Annotated in this window: 18 protein-coding genes; 7 read left to right on the top strand and 11 right to left on the bottom strand. The window is 66.7% G+C overall.

Going from position 1 to position 17,337, the window contains the following annotated elements:
• Positions 1–17: 17 nt before the first annotated feature.
• The 9 genes from AC07PE_RS13305 to nhaR form a co-directional block, all read right to left on the bottom strand.
• The gene (locus AC07PE_RS13305) at positions 18–1,193 is read right to left on the bottom strand and encodes an acyltransferase family protein (protein ID WP_498765101.1); all 1,176 of its coding nucleotides are present in this window, start codon (positions 1,191–1,193) and stop codon (positions 18–20) included.
• Complete coding sequence (locus AC07PE_RS13310) at positions 1,193–1,951, bottom strand: LytR/AlgR family response regulator transcription factor (protein WP_498765103.1); 759 nt, start codon at positions 1,949–1,951, stop codon at positions 1,193–1,195. Before AC07PE_RS13310 ends, AC07PE_RS13305 begins: the two co-directional genes overlap by 1 nt.
• Positions 1,948–2,985 (bottom strand): sensor histidine kinase, encoded by a 1,038-nt coding sequence (locus AC07PE_RS13315; RefSeq protein ID WP_498765105.1) that lies wholly within the window; start codon positions 2,983–2,985, stop codon positions 1,948–1,950. Before AC07PE_RS13315 ends, AC07PE_RS13310 begins: the two co-directional genes overlap by 4 nt.
• Before the next feature lie 17 nt (positions 2,986–3,002).
• Positions 3,003–3,488, bottom strand: coding sequence for a nuclear transport factor 2 family protein (locus tag AC07PE_RS13320; RefSeq protein WP_498765107.1), 486 nt, complete (start codon positions 3,486–3,488; stop codon positions 3,003–3,005).
• 108 nt (positions 3,489–3,596) lie between these two features.
• A complete protein-coding gene (locus AC07PE_RS13325) occupies positions 3,597–4,676 on the bottom strand; it encodes a DUF5694 domain-containing protein (RefSeq protein WP_498765109.1) in 1,080 nt (359 codons plus the stop codon).
• A 14-nt stretch (positions 4,677–4,690) separates the two neighbouring features.
• Positions 4,691–6,256: a hypothetical protein gene (locus AC07PE_RS13330; RefSeq protein WP_498765111.1), complete on the bottom strand. Its 1,566-nt coding sequence runs from the start codon at positions 6,254–6,256 to the stop codon at positions 4,691–4,693.
• A complete protein-coding gene (locus AC07PE_RS13335; RefSeq protein WP_498765113.1) occupies positions 6,253–7,119 on the bottom strand; it encodes an ABC transporter ATP-binding protein in 867 nt (288 codons plus the stop codon). Before AC07PE_RS13335 ends, AC07PE_RS13330 begins: the two co-directional genes overlap by 4 nt.
• A 149-nt stretch (positions 7,120–7,268) precedes the next feature.
• Positions 7,269–8,621, bottom strand: a complete 1,353-nt coding sequence (locus AC07PE_RS13340) for a hemolysin family protein (RefSeq protein WP_498765115.1) — start codon at positions 8,619–8,621, stop codon at positions 7,269–7,271.
• 11 nt (positions 8,622–8,632) lie between these two features.
• Positions 8,633–9,553, bottom strand: coding sequence for a transcriptional activator NhaR (gene nhaR, locus AC07PE_RS13345; RefSeq protein WP_498765117.1), 921 nt, complete (start codon positions 9,551–9,553; stop codon positions 8,633–8,635).
• Between the two features lie 125 nt (positions 9,554–9,678).
• On the opposite strand from nhaR, the gene AC07PE_RS13350 reads away from it, so the two are divergent.
• The 4 genes from AC07PE_RS13350 (at position 9,679) to AC07PE_RS13365 (ending at position 12,808) form a co-directional block, all read left to right on the top strand.
• Positions 9,679–10,749: a DUF475 domain-containing protein gene (locus AC07PE_RS13350; protein ID WP_498765119.1), complete on the top strand. Its 1,071-nt coding sequence runs from the start codon at positions 9,679–9,681 to the stop codon at positions 10,747–10,749.
• 106 nt (positions 10,750–10,855) lie between these two features.
• Positions 10,856–11,431 carry a TerD family protein gene (locus AC07PE_RS13355; RefSeq protein WP_498765121.1) on the top strand — a complete coding sequence of 192 codons (576 nt, stop codon included), beginning with the start codon at positions 10,856–10,858 and terminating at the stop codon, positions 11,429–11,431.
• Positions 11,432–11,495: 64 nt separating this feature from the next.
• Positions 11,496–12,194: a TIGR00266 family protein gene (locus AC07PE_RS13360; protein WP_498765123.1), complete on the top strand. Its 699-nt coding sequence runs from the start codon at positions 11,496–11,498 to the stop codon at positions 12,192–12,194.
• A 29-nt stretch (positions 12,195–12,223) separates the two neighbouring features.
• Positions 12,224–12,808, top strand: a complete 585-nt coding sequence (locus AC07PE_RS13365; RefSeq protein ID WP_498765125.1) for a TerD family protein — start codon at positions 12,224–12,226, stop codon at positions 12,806–12,808.
• A 141-nt stretch (positions 12,809–12,949) separates the two neighbouring features.
• Here AC07PE_RS13365 and AC07PE_RS13370 read toward each other — a convergent pair whose 3' ends face one another.
• The gene (locus AC07PE_RS13370; protein WP_498765127.1) at positions 12,950–14,101 is read right to left on the bottom strand and encodes a GGDEF domain-containing protein; all 1,152 of its coding nucleotides are present in this window, start codon (positions 14,099–14,101) and stop codon (positions 12,950–12,952) included.
• 142 nt (positions 14,102–14,243) lie between these two features.
• Here AC07PE_RS13370 and AC07PE_RS13375 point away from each other — a divergent pair, with 142 nt between their 5' ends.
• The 3 genes from AC07PE_RS13375 to AC07PE_RS13385 are packed head-to-tail and all read left to right on the top strand — an operon-like array spanning position 14,244 to position 16,959.
• A complete protein-coding gene (locus AC07PE_RS13375) occupies positions 14,244–14,636 on the top strand; it encodes a GntR family transcriptional regulator (RefSeq protein WP_498765129.1) in 393 nt (130 codons plus the stop codon).
• Positions 14,633–15,529, top strand: coding sequence for an ABC transporter ATP-binding protein (locus AC07PE_RS13380; RefSeq protein ID WP_498765131.1), 897 nt, complete (start codon positions 14,633–14,635; stop codon positions 15,527–15,529). The genes AC07PE_RS13375 and AC07PE_RS13380 overlap by 4 nt, the downstream gene beginning before the upstream one ends.
• 8 nt (positions 15,530–15,537) lie before the next feature.
• Entirely contained in the window at positions 15,538–16,959 is a 1,422-nt protein-coding gene (locus tag AC07PE_RS13385; protein WP_498765133.1) for a hypothetical protein, read from the top strand.
• Between the two features lie 7 nt (positions 16,960–16,966).
• Here AC07PE_RS13385 and AC07PE_RS13390 read toward each other — a convergent pair whose 3' ends face one another.
• Positions 16,967–17,335 (bottom strand): hypothetical protein, encoded by a 369-nt coding sequence (locus tag AC07PE_RS13390; protein ID WP_498765135.1) that lies wholly within the window; start codon positions 17,333–17,335, stop codon positions 16,967–16,969.
• Between the last annotated feature and the right edge of the window lie 2 nt (positions 17,336–17,337).

Raw genomic sequence — 17,337 nt, forward strand, 5'->3', positions numbered from 1 at the left:
CTTCCTTGCCTGAAGCTTCAACGACGCATTGAGCTGTGGACGCTCTCTTCACCAATCGATACGGCGGGCTGCGCGGCGGGCGGGCAAGACGCTTTCTGCGCCTGCGCCGGAAACCACCGCGCCCGCAGCCGCATGAACGGCGTCTCCACCAGCCGGAATAACAGCCAGCCGCCGAAGATCCCGGCTGCCATCACCGCCACGATGGTCAGCGGCGCGTCAGGATCGATTCCGCGGCGTTCCAGCTCCGGCCGCAGCGCCATGAAGACCGGCTTGTGCACCAGGTAGACCGCATACGACCACAGCGCCAGGCTGGCGGCGCCTGGAATGCGTACGCGGTTGAGCAGCGAATGCGGGCTGAGCGCCGCGCAGGTCAGCAGGGCGAAGCTCATCGCCGTCAGCGAGAAGCCGAAGGTCGAGGCCAGGAAGGGACTCGGCGCTTCGTAGCGCACGCCGTACAGCACCGCGCCCGCCATGACGAGGCCCACCGCCAGCAGTGCGTTCCCATGCTTCAGCAGACGGTCGAACAAGCCGCGATGAAAATTCTTCAGCATGGCGATGGCGACGCCGGGCAGCAGCTCGTCGAAGCGGGCCCAGGTCGAGTAATAGGCCGGCGCCGAAAACGCTTCCTGGCCGTTCATGAAGCTGATCCCGCGCGTCGCGATGCCGGCACCGATGCTTGCCGCGATCGCGCACCACAGCAGGCGCGGCGAGCGCCGCGTCCCCACCAGCAGCATGACCACCAGCGGCAGCACGAGATAAAACTGCTCCTCGATGCACAGCGACCAGGAATGCGTGAAGGTTTCCCCGTAGTTCAGGCCGAAGTTCTGGGTGAACGTGAGATAACGCCAGACCGGCGCCATGGTTTTGCCCCAGATGACGCTGTGCGGCAGCAGCAGGTACACGGCCAGCACCACGTAATAGTTCGGCAGCGTGCGCAGCAGCCGGCGTGCAAAGAAGGCCTTCAGCGACAAGGGTTCGCCGCGCGCGGCGGGCGCCAGCAGCTGGTTGCCGATCAGGTAGCCGCTCAGGACGAAGAACAGGTCGACGCCGGCCCAGCCGACGTCCCCGATGAAGCCGAAGATGGAGTCGCGGGCGACGAAGCCGTTGTAGTGGGTCAGCAGCACCAGCACGATGGCGAGCGCGCGCAAGGTGTCCAGGCCCTTGAGCCGGGTGTTGTCGAAAGCAGTGTGCATCAGGCGGTTTTCTTGTTGAGGTGGTCGAGTGCATCCGCCAGCGCCGGCATGTAGGTGCGGCTGGCGCGCAGCAGGCTGCCGTCGCGCAGGCGCAGCAGGGCGTCGCGGTTGGTGAGGGCGCGCAGCTCGGCGATCATGTCGAGCCGCACGATGGTCGAGCGGTGGATGCGCTGGAACACGCACGGGTCGAGCTGGGTGGCCAGCGTGTGCAGGCGTTCACGCACCAGCCAGGTCTTGCCGTTTGCATGCAGCGTCGCATAGTCGCCATCGGCTTCGATGCGCTCGACATCGCCGGCCGGCACCAGCACCGTGCGCGTGCCGCTGCGCACGCTGAAGCTGCGCGTCCATTGCGCGGGCGACGGCGACGGCGCCGCAGCGGCATCGTTGCGGCGGTAAGGCCAGGCGCGTAGCGCGCGGTCGAGGGCTTCATCCAGGCGCTCGTCGTCGACGGGTTTCAGCAGGTAGTCGATGGCGGCCAGGTCGAAGGCCTGCAGCGCGAAGTTGTCCCAGGCCGTCAGCAGGACCGCCATCGGGCGCTGGCGCGGCGGAAGCGCGGCCAGTACCTCGATGCCGCTCTTGCCCGGCATCTGGACGTCCATGAACACCAGGTCCGGACGCAGCGCGGCGATGCCGGCAGCGGCGCTGTCGCCGTCGCCGTACTCCGCGACCAGCTCGAACTCGCTGCGTTGCGCGAGCCGGACCTTGACCGCCAGGCGCGCCAGCGGCTCGTCGTCGACGATGGCGACGCGGATCTTCATGCCGCGGCGTCCACGCAGCGCAAGGGCAGGGCGATGCGCACGCCGAAGCGGCCGTCCGCGTCCCAGCCGGCGTCGACCTGGTGCGCATCGCCGTACAGGTGGCGCAAGCGCTGTCCCACGTTCGCCAGGCCGATGCCGCTTGCACCCGCCTGCGCCGGCTGGCTGCCGTCGTTGCGCACCTCGACCAGCAGGCGCGCGGCTTCGCGCTCGACGCGGATGTCGAGCCGGCCCGGCGCGGCAAGCGGTGCGATCCCGTGGCGGATCGCATTCTCGATCAGCGGCTGCAGCATCAGGTAGGGCACGGCGTTGTCGAGCAGGTCGGGACCGGCCTTCATCGTCAGGCGCAGGCGTTCGCCCAGGCGCGCTTTTTCGATCTCCAGATACGCTTCGGTCAGCGCCAGTTCCTCGGCCAGCGAATGCTCGTGGCGGCCGTCGTGGGCGAGGGTAGCGCGCAGGAAGTCGGACACGCAGCCGAGCATGCGGTTGGCTTCGCGGTTAGCCCCGCTCGCGACCAGCGCCGACACCGCGTTCAGGGAGTTGAACAGAAAGTGGGGATTGACCTGCAGGCGCAGGGCGCGCAGTTCGGCCTCGCGCGCGGCCGCCTGGGCCTGTGCGAGCTGCAGCCGGGTGCGCTGCAGCGACAGGTAGTACACCGCCACCGCATGCACCGCGCAGAAGGCGATCAGGGCCAGCCAGCAGCCGTCCAGGCCGACCGCCAGCATGTCCCAGCGGTAGCCGGTTTCCAGCCCGAGGTCGATGGCCAGGCGTTGCCCGAGCAGGGAATTGAAGATCGACATCGCATAGGTGGCGGCCAGCAGGAGCATCCCCATCGGCAGCCAGCGCCACTCGCGGCGCCACAGCGCGCGCTGCAGCAGCGCCAGCGGCACCAGCCACAGCAGGCAGGCCACGAAGAACAAGGTGCGGAAGGCCGTGGAATAACCGTGGCCGAAGGACGGCAGCCCGAGAATGGCCATGCAGGCGCACACCGGCAGGGCGGCGAGCAGGGGAACGAGCAGCGGGGTTTCGACTTTCATGCGGCAATTCTAGCGTCTTACTTACCCATCGAATACAGCATTGCGGCGATTTTCCAGCCATCCTCGTCGCGCACCATTTGCCAGCTCTCGCTGCCGCGGTTGGTGAGTTTGCCGTCGCTGAGGAAGTCGAAGTCGAAGTAGACCGAACCGATCGCGCCATTGGTATCGATGCGCACGTTATAGAAGCGTTCCTCGATCGGCTTGGGGCTGGTCTGGACGTACTCGACGAACTTGCTGCGGGCGCCGCCGAACCACTTGCGCGCCGTCGGATGGCGCTGCTTGATGTCGGCCCAGCTCTTGTCGTCGGCCACGGTCAGCCAGCTATCGTGGTCCTGCAGGAACAGGCTGTCCAGGGTCTTGCCGTCGTGGGCGATGATGGCGGCCTTGAACTGCTCGACGACCTGGTTGATGGCGGCGACATCGGCGGCATGAGGATGGTCCGCGGCCTGCACCGGGCTGGCCAGGCAGGCGGCGAGCAGGATCGAAGAGAAGAATGCGCGCATGGGAACTCCTGATGTGGAAAGCTCCCAAGGTAGAAGGCAGCGGGCCGGCGGTCCAGTGGATTGCGCCGACCCGTGCATGGCTTGCGGTGAACGGTGAGCCGGTAGGCGCTAGCGCAGCACCTGCAGCGCCGGCACGATGCGCAGGTCGTGCATCTGGTTCAGGTAAGCCTCCAGGTAGCCCTTGTGCGCGGCCCCGACCACGACCAGCGTGCGGCTGCCGGGCTGTCCTGCGATGGCATCGCGGATGTTCGAGGCCATGCGCAGGTTGCGCGTCTCCCAGTAGCCCACGTAGTTGCGGCCGAACTGCTGCGGCGAGCCTTCCTCGAGCGCGGCGCCGAAGTCGCCGTCGAACACCAGCCGCGCCTGGGACGGGCCGTTGATGGCGCGGTACATCGCCAGCACGCCTTCCGGGCTGCCGAGGGTGGGCTGGAAGCTTTCATCCGCTTTCCTGCGCTGTGCCGCCGCCGGGTTGTCCCAGGCCTTCCTGACGGCCGTGGCAAAGCCTTGTTCGTCCGCGATCATCACGTCCGAGGTATGGTCGTCCATGCCGACGATGCGCTCCAGGCCGAGCGAGGCCGCCAGCGGCGCCGCGATCAGGTAGTTCTCGTTGCGCTTGTCGCGCAGCTGGTCGAGCATGGCGGCCAGCTTGTCGTCGAGGCCATCGCCGGCATGGCGCTCGGATTCCGGCAGGCGCAGCCACTGCACCAGCGCCGAGCTGCGCTCGCCGCCGGCCAGGAACACGGCGGCCAGGTGGCGGCGCTGCGCCGGCGAGGGCGATGCGGGCCAGGCGGCCAGCAGGCGCTCGGCTTCGGCGGTCGCAGCGGGGACGTCGAGGCCTGTTGCGGCCTGCGCCGGCGCCGGGTCCCAGCAGTAGTCGGTAACGGTGTCCTTGTAACGGTGCGGGAAGCGGCGCGCATGGTCGCACTGCATGCCGGACAGCGCCTCGATGGCGATGATCTGCGGCTTCCAGGCGGCGAGTCTTTCGTTCAGCAGGCGCAGGCTGGCCGGCTGGAAGAACTCCTTCAATCCGGACAGGTGGGCCGTGCCCAGCACCAGCACCTCGTTCGGCTTGCCCTTGGCCGGGCCTTTCAGCCTGCTAGGGTCGAAGATGTCCTGCGCCTGCGCCTGCGCAGCGGCGGCGCACAGCATGGCGGCGGTCAGCAGCACGCCGGTCATTCGATGCAGCATTCGATCGTTTCCTTTCATGTTAAGTCAGGACGGCGGTTCCACAGATGCCCGCCCCACGCGGCGCTCAGCCCCACACCCAGCCAGACCAGCACCGAGGCTGCCGTCGCCGTGCCGTGGAAGCCGACGACGTCGGCCAGCGGGGCCTTGTGAAGCTGGATGCCGAGATACAGCCCGAACAGGAACAGCGCCAGGAAGGTGCGCGCGCTGCCGCTGGTGCGGCCCAGCAGGCTGGCCAGGGCAGCCAGGGCGAACACGCCGGCCAGCAGGGCTGCCGCGCGTAAGGGCTCGTGGGCGGCCAGGCGCAGCATGGCGAGGCCGGTGAACATCAGGCCCAGCACCAGGCTTGCCGCCAGCTGGCGCCAGTAGCGGCGCGCGCTCCCGCCCGGCGCCGCGGCAGCCAGCAGGGCGCAGCCGGCATCGCCGTCGCGGGTCGGCAGGTCGCTGGCCAGCACACCCCAGCAAGCCACGCAGGCCAGCGCCAGCGGCGGCAGCGCGTGGATTTCAAGAGCCAGCGCGAACACCTGGGCCGCCAGCAGCAGGGCGATCGCGGCCGGCGCCGACGCCAGGGTCAGGGCGACGTCGGCCAGGGCCTGGCCGGCGATCCCGGGCAGGCGCGCGGACAGCGCAAACAGGGGTTGCGCCAGCCGCGCCAGCGGCCGCAGCCAGCCGTTGAGCAGGGCCAGCGGCGAGCGCCGCGCATGCGTGCGCGCCGGCTTGACGCGGTCGGGTGAATAACGGTGGAACAGGCGCACGGCCAGCAGCAGGGGCAGCAGGGCCAGCAAGGCGGCAAGGACGCGCATGGCCACCAGCTCGCCGGTCCACAGCCATGTCGGCAGCACCAGCGGCGGCGTCGCGCGGTCGAAGTCGGCGATCCCCAGCATCATCTCGTGGATGTCGACCCAGGCCGACAGCGCGGTCACCACGGCGCTCATGCCGCTGAAGTCGACCGGGATGGCGGAGGGCGGCGCGCCCATGCCCTGGGTGGTGGTGGGCAGCATGCCCATCTGCGCGACCCAGAACATGAAGTACAGCAGGTCGCCGCGCTTGCCCATCAGCGGCGCCCAGCTGTCGAACAGGACCGCGCAGCCGGCGGCGAACAGCAGCATCGGCCCCAGCACCAGCACGGACGTCTGCAGATACACGAGCGGCTCGATCGGACCGTCGCCGCGCAGCATATGGCAGACCAGGATGGTGGCCATGTAGGCAGCGGCCAGCGCGGACAGATAGAGCACGCCGCCGCACCAGCGCCCGACAACGAACAAGGCATTGCTGGCCGGGCTGGCGCCGATCACGCCGCCGAGACCGCTGCGCACGTCCTCCGCCATGCGGCCGCGCAGCAGATAAAAGCCGGCCAGTCCGAACAGCAGCGAGGCCATCGCCGCACTGCCCATCGCCAGCGCGGAGCTGGTATAGAGCACGCGCGCCTTCCCGATCGCCATCAGGGTCATGCCGTCGGCCGGATCCGAGATCATCAGCCAGCTGAGGGCCACCACGGCCAGCAAGGTCACCAGCGTCGACAGCCGGCGCAGGCGCACCCGCGCTTCCAGCAGCGCCAGCGTGCGCACGGCATGCGCGTTCATGCCGCTTCCTTCACCGCGTAGCGCTGCGCCATCAGCGCTTCTTCCAGGCTCGGCTCGGACGGCGTCGCGCCGGCGCAGGGCAGGCTGGGATGCGCGATCCTCAGTGCCATCCGCCCGCCCTGGCGCGCCGCATGCAGCACGTGGGTCGTGGCGCGCAGGATCTCGTATTCGTCGGTGTCGACATTGGCCGACCACACCTGGCCGCGCGCACGGCCGAGGATCGCGTCCGGCGTGTCGCAGGCCACCAGGCGGCCGTTGCGCATGATGGCCAGCTGGCCGGCGATGCTCTCGACATCGGACACGATGTGCGTGGAAATGATGACGAGTTTATTGAAGCCCAGCTCGGCCAGCAGGTTGCGGAAGCGCAGGCGTTCTTCCGGATCGAGGCCGGCGGTGGGCTCGTCGACCACCAGCACGTCCGGATCGTTCAGCAGGGCCTGGGCGATGCCGAGGCGGCGCAGCATGCCGCCCGAGAAGCTGCTGGCCTGGCGCCCGGCCTGGTCGTGCAGGTTGACCAGCTCCAGCAGGCGGCGGATGCGGGCCGGATCGCGCACGCCCTTGAGGGCGGCGAAGTACTGCATGAATTCGAGCGCCGAGACGTTGCGGTAGACGCCGAAGTCCTGCGGCAGATAGCCCAGGCGGCGCCGGATCGTCTCCGGTTTCGCGACGATGTCCTGGCCGTCGAACAGGATGCTGCCGCCGGTTGGCTTGGTCAGCGTGGCGATCATCTGCATCAGCGTGGTCTTGCCGGCGCCGTTGTGGCCGATCAAGCCGACCACGCCCGGTTCCAGGCGCAGCGACAGGCCGGCGACGGCCGTGACCTGTTTGCCGAAGGTTTTGGTGACGTTCTGCAGTTCCAGCATGATGCGAGCTCCGGCCAGTGGCGATACGCTACTGTAGGCCGGGCCGGACGTCTGGGTGTCCGCTGTGCGACAGGCTGCACAAAGCGCGGTATGAACGGCAGCGAGGCTGTATTGCCGACCGTTGAACGCGCAGGGCTGCTGCGGCGGCCTCAGTCCAGCTCGTCCTCATCGGCGCCGCGCTCGAGGCGCGGAATCACCTTGACCAGCAGGATGCGCGGGCCGTTGGTCTTCTTGACCACCACGTCGAAGCGCGGGAACTCGATGCGCTGGCCCTGCTTGGGGATGTCGCCGAGCTTGGCCATCAGCAGGCCGCCCACCGATTCGACTTCGTCCAGACCCATGGCCTCGTTGTCGATGTCGATGCCGAGCACGCGCTCGAGCGAGACGATGGGCAGGCTGGCCTTGCCGATGAAGGTGCCGTCGGCCTGCTTGATCCAGTCGTTTTCATTCAGGCGGAATTCGTCGCGGATCTCGCCGACGATGGCGCCCAGCAGATTGTCCAGGGTGATGAATCCGACCGGGCGCTTGCCCTTTTCGCCGATCAGCGCAAAGTGCGGCGCGCCGGTGCGGAAACGGCGGAACAGTTCGAGCGCAGGGGTGCGCGCCGAGATCGTCTCGACGGGCCGCAGGAACTCGGTCAGGTCGGTCACAATCTTGCCGGATTGCTGGGCGAAGAACAGGTCCTTCAGGTGGATCACGCCCAGCACTTCCTCGCCTTCCTCGTCGAACCAGGGGTAGCGCGAGAAGCGGTTGCGGCGCATCGTGTCCATGTTCTGCTCGAGCGAGCGGCTGGCGTACAGCGCGCTCACCTCGTTAATCGGGCGCATCAGGTCCGAAACCGAGTGCTCGCCGAACTCCAGCGACTGCGCCAGGATGTGGCGTTCGTCGTGGGTGAACTTTTCCTTTTCCCCTGTCGTACTGGTGTTCGTACGCAGGATCATCTTCAGTTCTTCGTTCGAGTAATGGGTCTCGTGGCCGCCGGCGCCGGACAGGCCGGCAACGCGCAGCACCATGTTGGCGCTGGCGTTCAGCAGCCAGATCGCCGGGTACATGGCCCAGTAGAAGCCGTACAGCGGCAGCGCGCTCCACAGGCCCACCGCTTCCGGCGTGCGGATCGCCAGCGACTTCGGCGCCAGTTCGCCCACCACGATGTGCAGGAAGGAGATCACGCCGAAGGCGATCACGAAGGACACGCCGTGAATCAGCTGTTCGTTGGTGACGCCGAGCAGAGCGAAGGCCGGCTCGAGGATGCGCGCGAAGGCCGGTTCGCCGACCCAGCCGAGGCCCAGGGAGGCCAGCGTGATGCCGAGCTGGCAGGCGGACAGGTAGGCGTCGAGCTGGCTATGGACCTTGTAGAGGATGCGGCCGCGCAGGCCGCTGCTTTTCGCAATCGCCCGCACGCGGGTCTTGCGCAGCGTGACGATACCGAATTCGGCCGCCACGAAGAAGCCGTTCAGCGCCACCAGGAACAGCGCCAGAACGACAAATAATAGATTTTGCATACAAATGTAGGTTATTCAACGGGCAATGCCGCACCATTGTACAGCTCAGCCGATGCCGCCGCGAGGATGGCCTCGACTGCCGGGTGCTTGATCTTGCGTTCGTTCGAAATCACGTAGAACTGCTCGCGCACGCCCGGCACCGCCCCGACCTGCACCGCGCCGAACTGCGCTTCGATGTCGGCAGCCAGGGCCGCCGGTGCGAAGAACAGGCCGAGGCCGCGCCGTCCGAAGGTGTTGAGCAGGGCGTTGTCTTCGAATTCGCCGACCACGTCCGGCTTCACGTTGGCCTGCAGGAACCATTCGTCGATCTTGCCGCGCAGGGCATTATTACGCGTCGGTAGCAGGAAGGGCGCGCCGTTCAGATTCTTCGGGAAATCTTTTCCCCACTCGGCCGCCAGCCCCGGCAATCCCACCACCAGCATTTCGCTCGAGAACAGCTGGTGGCTGAAGACCTTCAGCGCGCTGCCCGGCTGCACTTCGCGGTCGGTCAGCACGACGTCCAGCTTGTGCAGGGCGAGATCGGCCAGCAGGGCCTCGAACTGGTCTTCGTAGCAGACCAGGCGCACCTTCTTTTCGATGTTCATTGCCGCTTCCAGCATGCGGTAGGCCGACAGCTTGGGCAGCGAGTCCGAGATGCCGACCGACAGGCGCACGCGCCCGCTGTCCGCCTCGGTCACCGCTTCCTGCATCTGCAGGCCCAGCAGGAAGATCTGGTCCGCATAAGTCATCGCCACGCGCCCGGCCTCGGTCAGCACCAGGCGCCGGCCCTGCTGCGAGAAAAGGGTCTTGCCCAGCGACTGCTCGAGCAGGGTCAGCTGCGAGCTGACGGTCTGCACCGCCAGGCCCAGGCGCTCGGCGGCGCGCGTGATGCCGCCTTCCTTGGCGACCACCCAGAAGTAGTAGAGGTGGCGGAAATTCAGGTCGCTTTTCATAGGGCGTGGATGAGTGTCTCAGTATTTTTCGAAGTAATACTCTCATTATCTTCGCTTTTTCCTTTCCCGTCACCTCTCTACACTGCGCCATATCAACAACGAAACAAACCAAGAGGGAAACCAAGATGAAACATTTCAGGGTGTCATTCATTGTCACCGCACTCTGCCTGGCTGCATCGGGGTGGTGGGGCTACACGCACGGCGGCTGGGCGACGGCGCTGTCCGCGGTCGGCATTGCCGCCATCCTGGCCGTGATGGAAGTTTCGCTGTCCTTCGACAACGCGGTGGTGAACGCCTCGGTCCTGAAGACCTGGGACGAGTTCTGGAAGAAGCTGTTCCTGGGCGTGGGCATCATCATCGCCGTGTTCGGCATGCGCCTGCTGTTCCCGCTGGTGATCGTCGCGGTGGCGGCCGACCTTGGCATGGGCGACGTCTGGAAGATGGCGCTGGAGAACCCGAAAGAGTACTCGATGCACCTGACCAACCACCACGCTGAGGTGGCGGCCTTCGGCGGCATGTTCCTGCTGCTGGTCTTCCTGAACTTCCTGTTCGACGACGAGAAGGAACACCACTGGCTGGGTCATGTCGAAGAGAAGCTCGGCTCGCTGGGCAAGGTGTCCTCGATCTCGGTGATGATCGCGATCGGCGCCCTGATGGCCAGCCTGTCGCTGGTGGCCGAGGGCCAGAAGATGGTGGTGCTGATGTCGGGCCTGTGGGGCATCCTGATCTACGTCGGTGTCGATGTGATCAGCAACCTGCTCGAGAAGTCGGAAGAGGGCGGCGGCGAGGTCGGCGACATGGTCAAGCGCGGCGGTATCGGCGGCTTCCTGTACCTGGAAGTGCTGGATGCATCGTTCAGCTTCGACGGCGTGATCGGCGCGTTTGCCATCACCAACGACGTCGTGATCATCATGCTGGGCCTGGCGATCGGTGCGATGTTCGTGCGTTCGCTGACGGTCTACCTGGTGGACAAGGGCACGCTCGACCAGTTCGTCTACCTGGAGCACGGCGCCCACTACGCGATCGGCATCCTGGCTTTCATCATGTTGGCGAGCATGAAGTTCCATGTGCCCGAACTGGTGACCGGCCTGGCTGGCGTGGCCTTCATCGGCGCCTCGGTGTGGAGCTCGATCCGCTACCGCAAGCGTATGGAAGCGATGAGCGTGAGCCACAAAGAGCTGGAAAGCATTAAGTAATAGGTAGGGTGGGCACCCCGTGCCCACGCAGAGATTCCGCGGCGAACGGCAGAACACCAGTTCGCTGCGGTAGTACCAAGGGTGTTCAACTACAAGGAGATTCAACATGGCTATCAGTCTGCAAAAAGGCGGCAACGTCAACCTGTCGAAAGAAGCACCGGGCCTGTCCAAGCTGAAGCTGGGCCTGGGCTGGGATGTGCGCGCCACCGATGGCGCCGCATTCGACCTGGACGGCGTCGCATTCCTGCTGAACCAGTCGGGCAAAGTGCGCTCGGATGCCGACTTCATCTTCTACAACAACGCCAAGTCGGCCGACGGCTCGGTGCAGCACTCGGGCGACAACCGTACCGGCGCCGGCGAAGGCGACGACGAGAGCATCAGCATCGACCTGACCAAGGTGCCGGCCGATGTCGACCGCGTCGTGCTGGCCGTGACCATCCACGAAGGCGATACCCGCCGCCAGAACTTCGGCATGGTCGGCAAGGCCTTCATCCGTTGCGTGAACGACGCCAACCAGAGCGAAGTCGCCCGCTACGACCTGTCCGAAGACGGTTCCACCGAGTCGGCGATGGTCTTCGGCGAGGTCTATCGTAACGGCGCGGACTGGAAGTTCCGCGCGGTCGGCCAGGGCTTCAACGGCGGCCTCGGCCCCCTCGCCAAGAACTACGGCGTGAACGTTTGATTTTTTAACCAACAAAATAAAGGGGGCTCGATGTCATCGAGACCCCCGCCACGGGAGCCAAGTTATGCCTAAATTTACTGTAACCGGAGACGTCGATCCCTTCCTGCACGTGTCCATGCGCCACGGCGAGACCATCTACTGCGAATCCGACGCGATGGTCATGATGGAATCGACGCTCGACCTGAAGGGCAAGATGCGCGGTGGCCTGGGCAGCGCTTTGATGCGCACCTTCGCCAACGGCGAGTCCTTCTTCCAACAGCACATCGAAGCGACCCGCGGCGACGGCGACTGCCTGCTCTCGCCGACCCTGCCGGGGGCGATGCAAATCGTCGACTGCGGCGCGGGCAGCCAGTACATCATCAGCGACGGCGCCTTCGTCGCGGCCAGCTCGGGCGTGGAACTGAAGGTGCGCACCCAGAGCCTGGGCAACGCCCTGTTCGCGCAGAGCGGCGGCTTCTTCGTCACCGAGACGGGCGGCAGCGGCCAGCTGGTGGTGTCGGGCTTCGGCTCGATGAGCATGCTGGAAGTCGAACCGGGCAAGGACGCGATCATCGACAACTCGCACGTGGTGGCCTGGGATTCGACCCTGCGCTACGAGATTTCGATGACGACGGGGCAGAGCAGCGGCTTCCTGGGCAACCTGATCAACAGCCAGACCAGCGGCGAGGGCATCGTCCTGCGCTTCTCCGGTCGCGGCAAGATTTACGTCTGTTCGCGCAACCGCGCCGCATTCAAAGCCTGGATGCAGACGCCGGCGCGCTGAGCGGACTCACTCAACAAAGGAGCAAGAACATGGCAGTCAACCTGCAAAAAGGGCAGAAGATCTCGCTGGAGAAGGAAGCCGGCGGCGCGCTGTCGCGCGTCACGATGGGCCTGGGCTGGGACGTCGCCAAGAGCAAGGGCTTCTTCGGCTTCGGCGGCGGCCAGGGCCAGCCGGTCGACCTGGACGCCTCGGTGGTCCTGTTCGACGAATCGAACCGGCCGATTGACGTGGTCTGGTTCCGCCAGCTCAAGAGCAAGGACGGCAGCATCGTTCATACCGGCGACAACCGCACCGGCGCCGGGGATGGCGACGACGAACAGATCGTGGTCGACCTGCGCAGCGTGCCGCCGGGCGTGAAGTCGCTGGTGTTCACCGTGAACAGCTTCACGGGCCAGAACTTCTCGACCGTGCAGAACGCCTTCTGCCGCATCTTCGACACCGGCAACGGCAAGGAGATCGCGCGCTACGACCTGTCGGTGCAGGGTTCGCACACGGCCCAGATCATGGCCAAGCTGTACCGCCACAACGGCGAATGGAAGATGCACGCGATCGGCGAGAACGGCAGCGGCCGCACCTTCGACGACCTGATGCCGCTGATTACGCCGCACCTGTAATCGCCGCAGCCGTCATCGTATAAATCGTTTTCAGTAGTTCCCCGCGTGGACACGTCTCCGTCCGCGCGTTTCCCGGCCCGGACGGCTTGGCGTCCGGGTTCTTTTACGGCTCCCCTGTGGAGCCGTCTTTTTTTGCCGGTTTCAAAGCACCTCCAGCGCGCGCACGCAGTCACGGCCGGCGCGCTTGGCCTCGTACATCAGCTTGTCGGCGGCCGCAATCAGCTCCTGCAGCGCGGGGCCGGTATCCAGGTCGGCGATGCCGGCAGCGACGCCGAAGCTGGCGGTCGTGCGGATGCGCTCCTCGCCGTCGGCCGATGGGGTGGCGGCCGCCGCAAACCGGCTGCGCAGCCGCTCGGAGAGGGCGATACCGTCGTCGAGCGAGGCGCCGGGCAGGACCGCCAGGAATTCCTCGCCGCCATAGCGGATGACACTGTCCAGGCCTTCGCGCGTCATCGCGACCAGCAGGCGTGCAAAGCTGCGTATGACTTCGTCGCCGTCGGCGTGGCCGTAGCTATCGTTGATGCGCTTGAAGTTGTCGATGTCGCACAGGACCACGGTCACGCGCGCATGCGCGCACAGGGCCTGCTGCGCCAGCGGCGTCATCAGCTTGTCGTGCAGGTAGCGCCGGTTATGGCAGCCGGTCAGGTGGTCGCGCTCGGCCGCGTGCTGCAGCTGCCGCTGGGCGCGGTACTCCTCGCGCGACACCCGGTTGAAGCGCCGCGCCGCCAGGGCGCCGAAGGCGTTGGCGAGCACCAGCAGCATGCTCATCGTGACCACGTCGGCGTGGCTCAGCCGGCCCAGGTGCAGCGCGATGGCCACGAAGACGCCGGTGGCGCCGAATGCCAGCAGCAACGCGTTGACGAAACTGTTCGGGATGTAGAGGTAGACGACGATCAGCATGATCGCCAGCGACATCGCGTGCCAATGGAATTCGGCCGGACGGTGGATCGCGATGAACATGAAGCAGCCCAGCGCCACCGCTTCCGACAGCGAGGCGGCAAGCCGCGTCGCATTCACCGTCAGCGGCCGCCGGTAGGCCAGCCATGCGCACGTGCCGGCCGTGAGCGCGACCACCAGGCGTGCACCGCACAGCGACAGGAAATCCGCGCCGAACCCCAGCACGGCCAGGTCGGTGACCGCAAACGCCATGTAGAACAGCGTGCAGAAGGCCAGCGTGAAGCCGAGCAGGGGCTGGGTCTGCGGCAGCCGATGGTCGAGAAAAGCGGCTTCGTTCGTGCGTGACGCGAACTCGCCGGTGAACGGGTCGATGTCCGCGAGGGAGGAAAAAGGCATGGCGATGCTAGTACAAACTGGATGCCCGGTATTTTGACAGTTTAACCAAAAGAAATAGTCACGCTTTCTAACCGTTGTAAAAAGAGCTTGACGAAGCAAACCACGAGTATTACTGTATTAATCACTTAATACACTAGACAGCATGACCGACCATACCGCCAACCTGTTTTCGATCGCGACCGGCTCGTCCGAACCGATCTACCGCCAGCTCGTCGAGCAGGTGCGCCGCCTTGCCGCCGCGGGCCAGCTCAAGCCGGGCGACGGCATGCCCTCGGTGCGCGAGATCGCATCAAGGCTGGCCCTCAATCCGATGACCGTCTCCAAGGCCTACGGCCTGCTCGAGATGGAAGGGGTGCTGGCGCGCCGCCGCGGGCTGGGCATGGTCGTCGCCGACTTCGCACCGGCCAAACCGGCCGACCGCGCCGAACTGCTGCGTCCCGCGCTGGAGCGCGCCGCCCTCGAGGCGCGCCAGCTCGAGCTCGACCCCGACACCGTCCTGACCTTGTTCGCCACGATCCTGAAGGAAGCACCATGATCAATAAGAAAAATGCAGCGTTCGTCCAGATGTCGTCCGTCACCAAACACTTCGGCGCCCGCCAGGTGCTCGACCGCCTCGACTGGCAGGTCGCGCCCGGCCAGGTGATCGGCCTGCTGGGCCGCAACGGCGCCGGCAAGTCGACCCTGCTCGAGTGCATGCTCGGCCTGCGCGAGATCGATGGCGGCAGCGTCAACCTGTTCGGCGAGGATGCAGCCGCGCTGTCGGACCAGGCCCGCGCCGGCATCGGCTACGTGCCGCAGAAATCCGACCTGTTCGAGTGGCTCACGCCGGTGCAGATGCTGGACTACTTCGAGGCCATGTACCCGCGCTGGAACAAGGCCAAGGTCGAGGGCCTGCTGTCGCGCTGGGGCTTCGACCAGCTCAAGCGCAACAGCCCGATCAAGAAGCTCTCCGGCGGCGAGCAGCAGCGCCTGTCCATCATCCGCGCGCTGGCGCACGAGCCCGAGCTGCTGGTGCTCGACGAGCCGGTATCCGCGCTGGACCCGGTCGGGCGCCGCGACTTCCTGCGCGAGCTGGTGGATCAGGTGATCGAGCGCGGCACCACGGTCGTGTTCTCGACCCACATCCTGTCCGACCTCGAACGCGTGGCCTTCGACCTGGCCTTCCTGAAGGACGGCAAGATCGCGCTGCAGGGCCAGACTGACGCCCTGCTGGAAGGCGCGCGCCGCATCGTCGCGGCGCCGCACGCACTGCCGCCGGGACGCCTGGACGGCGAGCTGCGCCGCACCCACGAAGGCGCGATGACCAGCGTGATCGTGCAGGCGGCGGGCGAGCAGCTCGAACAGCTGGCCGGCAAGCCGGGCGTGCGCGTCGAAGCCCTCAGCCTGGAAGACCTGTTCATCGAGATGACCCGCGAGGTGAATAAATGAATGCTGCCATGAACGCACATGCCGGCGCATGGCGCGACTACCGCAGCATCTGGGCGGCGGCCGTGAGCGCCCGCGAAGGGAATACCGGCGGCTGGCTGAACTGGCTGGCGCTGCTGCTGATGCTGGGCGGCCTCGCCCTGCGCCTGGGCGGCCTGATGCCGGCGCCGGTCTTCGCGAAGTTCGAGACGGGCGTCGCGGCCGGCTGGCTGACGCTGATCTGGATGGTCCAGTTCCTGCCCGCCTCGGTCCTGATGAATTCCGCGTCCAACGCCCGCCTGGTGCCGCGCCAGCGCCGCCGCCTGATGCAGATGGCGGCGGGCGGCTGGCTGCTGATCGCCGCCGGCGTGACCTTCGCCTTCGGCAGCTGGCGGTTCTTTCCGCTGATCGCCGCCTACCTGCTGGGCGCGGCCCTGATGCGCACCGGCATGCGCCAGGCCATCGGCCTGATCGTGCTGACCTCGAACTGGCCGCTGATCGCCAGGCGCCTGCTGCCGGCGGAACTGGTCGCAGCCATGACCAGCACGCCGGGACTGGCGATCGAAAGCGTGGTCCTGGTGCTGCTGTCCGCCTGGACCCTGTTGCGGCTGTACCCGGCCGGCGGCGACCGCCACATGGAAGGCCATGCCAAGGCCGCGGCGACCCTCAAGCGTTACGAGACGCGCGACATCGCCTCGAATCAGGGCGCCGCCTGGAGCAGCCGGCTTGCCTATGGCCCGGCGCTGCGCAATGACTGCCGCCGGCGCAGGCCGGGCACGATGCTGATGCATGCGCTGGGCCCGTCCGGACACTGGAGCGCCTGGGTGGCCGGCGCGGCCATCCTGCTGGCCATCGCCCTGGCGCTGGGCCTGCTGCCGCTGCTGTTCGGCCGCCCGGTGGCCTTCGGCGCGAGCGACTGGATGCTGGGCTTCGGCATGTCGGTTTCCGGTTTCATGGTCATGTTCAGCACCGCCCACCTCACGCAGCAATTGCGCAGGACAGCCGGCGAACAGGCCTTGCTCCGCCTGACGCCGCTGGCCGGCGATGCGGCCCTGCTGAACCGCCGCCTTGCCGCGGGCCTGTTGAAGGCCGCGCTGGTCAGCTGGGGCATGCTGGTGGGCGTGATCCTGCTGGCGGCCTGGCTGATCGGCGCCGACGGCGAGATCCTGGCGCGCTACGTGGGTACCTGCTGCCTCGGCGGACAGCTGGCGATGACGGGCCTGCTGGGAGACCTCGGCCACAGCGTCCCGAACTACGACCTGGCGCGTTTCTTCAAGCTGGCGCTGCAAGCCGGCTGCAACCTGGCGATCGCCTTCGCCCTGAGCCTGCTGGGCGGCGTGACCGCGGTCTGGCTGGCGCTGGTCAGCGTGCTCGGCGCCGTGCTGGTGCTGACGCTGGGCTGGCGCAGGATGATGGCATCCAGCCCGGCTTTCCCGGCAGGGCGGATGGGCTAGGAAAAGCCTACCACTCGCGCCATTCGCTGGCCGGGCCTTCGCCGCCGCCATACTCGGTCGGATCGAGGCCGGCGGCGGTGGCGATGGTGTTGACCAGCGCGCAGAGTTCTTCGCGTTCCTCGGTCTCGATCAGGCGGTCGTCTTCGTCGTCCATGTCGTTCAGGGCCAGGACCGCGTGCTCGAAGGCCGCCAGCTTGGCTTCATCCTCGGCATTCACGCCGAGCTTCCCCAGGTCGGCAATCAGCTTGTCGAAGATTTTGGTGAAGGCCGCGCAGACCTCCGGCGTGTACTGATCCAGCCCGCTCTCGCCCCAGCGCTGGAAGGGGTAGTCCGCTTTCGCGGCCTTCAGCTTGTTCAGGTAATCCTGCATGCTCATTC

Source organism: Telluria sp. GW821-FHT07G12, assembly GCF_059418525.1.

Bases quoted from the DNA above. Each gene is read 5' to 3' on its own strand.
- AC07PE_RS13305 (WP_498765101.1), bottom strand. From the start codon at position 1,193: ATGCACACTGCTTTCGACAACACCCGGCTCAAGGGCCTGGACACCTTG.
- AC07PE_RS13310 (WP_498765103.1), bottom strand. From the start codon at position 1,951: ATGAAGATCCGCGTCGCCATCGTCGACGACGAGCCGCTGGCGCGCCTG.
- AC07PE_RS13315 (WP_498765105.1), bottom strand. From the start codon at position 2,985: ATGAAAGTCGAAACCCCGCTGCTCGTTCCCCTGCTCGCCGCCCTGCCG.
- AC07PE_RS13320 (WP_498765107.1), bottom strand. From the start codon at position 3,488: ATGCGCGCATTCTTCTCTTCGATCCTGCTCGCCGCCTGCCTGGCCAGC.
- AC07PE_RS13325 (WP_498765109.1), bottom strand. From the start codon at position 4,676: ATGCTGCATCGAATGACCGGCGTGCTGCTGACCGCCGCCATGCTGTGC.
- AC07PE_RS13330 (WP_498765111.1), bottom strand. From the start codon at position 6,256: ATGAACGCGCATGCCGTGCGCACGCTGGCGCTGCTGGAAGCGCGGGTG.
- AC07PE_RS13335 (WP_498765113.1), bottom strand. From the start codon at position 7,119: ATGCTGGAACTGCAGAACGTCACCAAAACCTTCGGCAAACAGGTCACG.
- AC07PE_RS13340 (WP_498765115.1), bottom strand. From the start codon at position 8,621: ATGCAAAATCTATTATTTGTCGTTCTGGCGCTGTTCCTGGTGGCGCTG.
- nhaR (WP_498765117.1), bottom strand. From the start codon at position 9,553: ATGAAAAGCGACCTGAATTTCCGCCACCTCTACTACTTCTGGGTGGTC.
- AC07PE_RS13350 (WP_498765119.1), top strand. From the start codon at position 9,679: ATGAAACATTTCAGGGTGTCATTCATTGTCACCGCACTCTGCCTGGCT.
- AC07PE_RS13355 (WP_498765121.1), top strand. From the start codon at position 10,856: ATGGCTATCAGTCTGCAAAAAGGCGGCAACGTCAACCTGTCGAAAGAA.
- AC07PE_RS13360 (WP_498765123.1), top strand. From the start codon at position 11,496: ATGCCTAAATTTACTGTAACCGGAGACGTCGATCCCTTCCTGCACGTG.
- AC07PE_RS13365 (WP_498765125.1), top strand. From the start codon at position 12,224: ATGGCAGTCAACCTGCAAAAAGGGCAGAAGATCTCGCTGGAGAAGGAA.
- AC07PE_RS13370 (WP_498765127.1), bottom strand. From the start codon at position 14,101: ATGCCTTTTTCCTCCCTCGCGGACATCGACCCGTTCACCGGCGAGTTC.
- AC07PE_RS13375 (WP_498765129.1), top strand. From the start codon at position 14,244: ATGACCGACCATACCGCCAACCTGTTTTCGATCGCGACCGGCTCGTCC.
- AC07PE_RS13380 (WP_498765131.1), top strand. From the start codon at position 14,633: ATGATCAATAAGAAAAATGCAGCGTTCGTCCAGATGTCGTCCGTCACC.
- AC07PE_RS13385 (WP_498765133.1), top strand. From the start codon at position 15,538: ATGAACGCACATGCCGGCGCATGGCGCGACTACCGCAGCATCTGGGCG.
- AC07PE_RS13390 (WP_498765135.1), bottom strand. From the start codon at position 17,335: ATGAGCATGCAGGATTACCTGAACAAGCTGAAGGCCGCGAAAGCGGAC.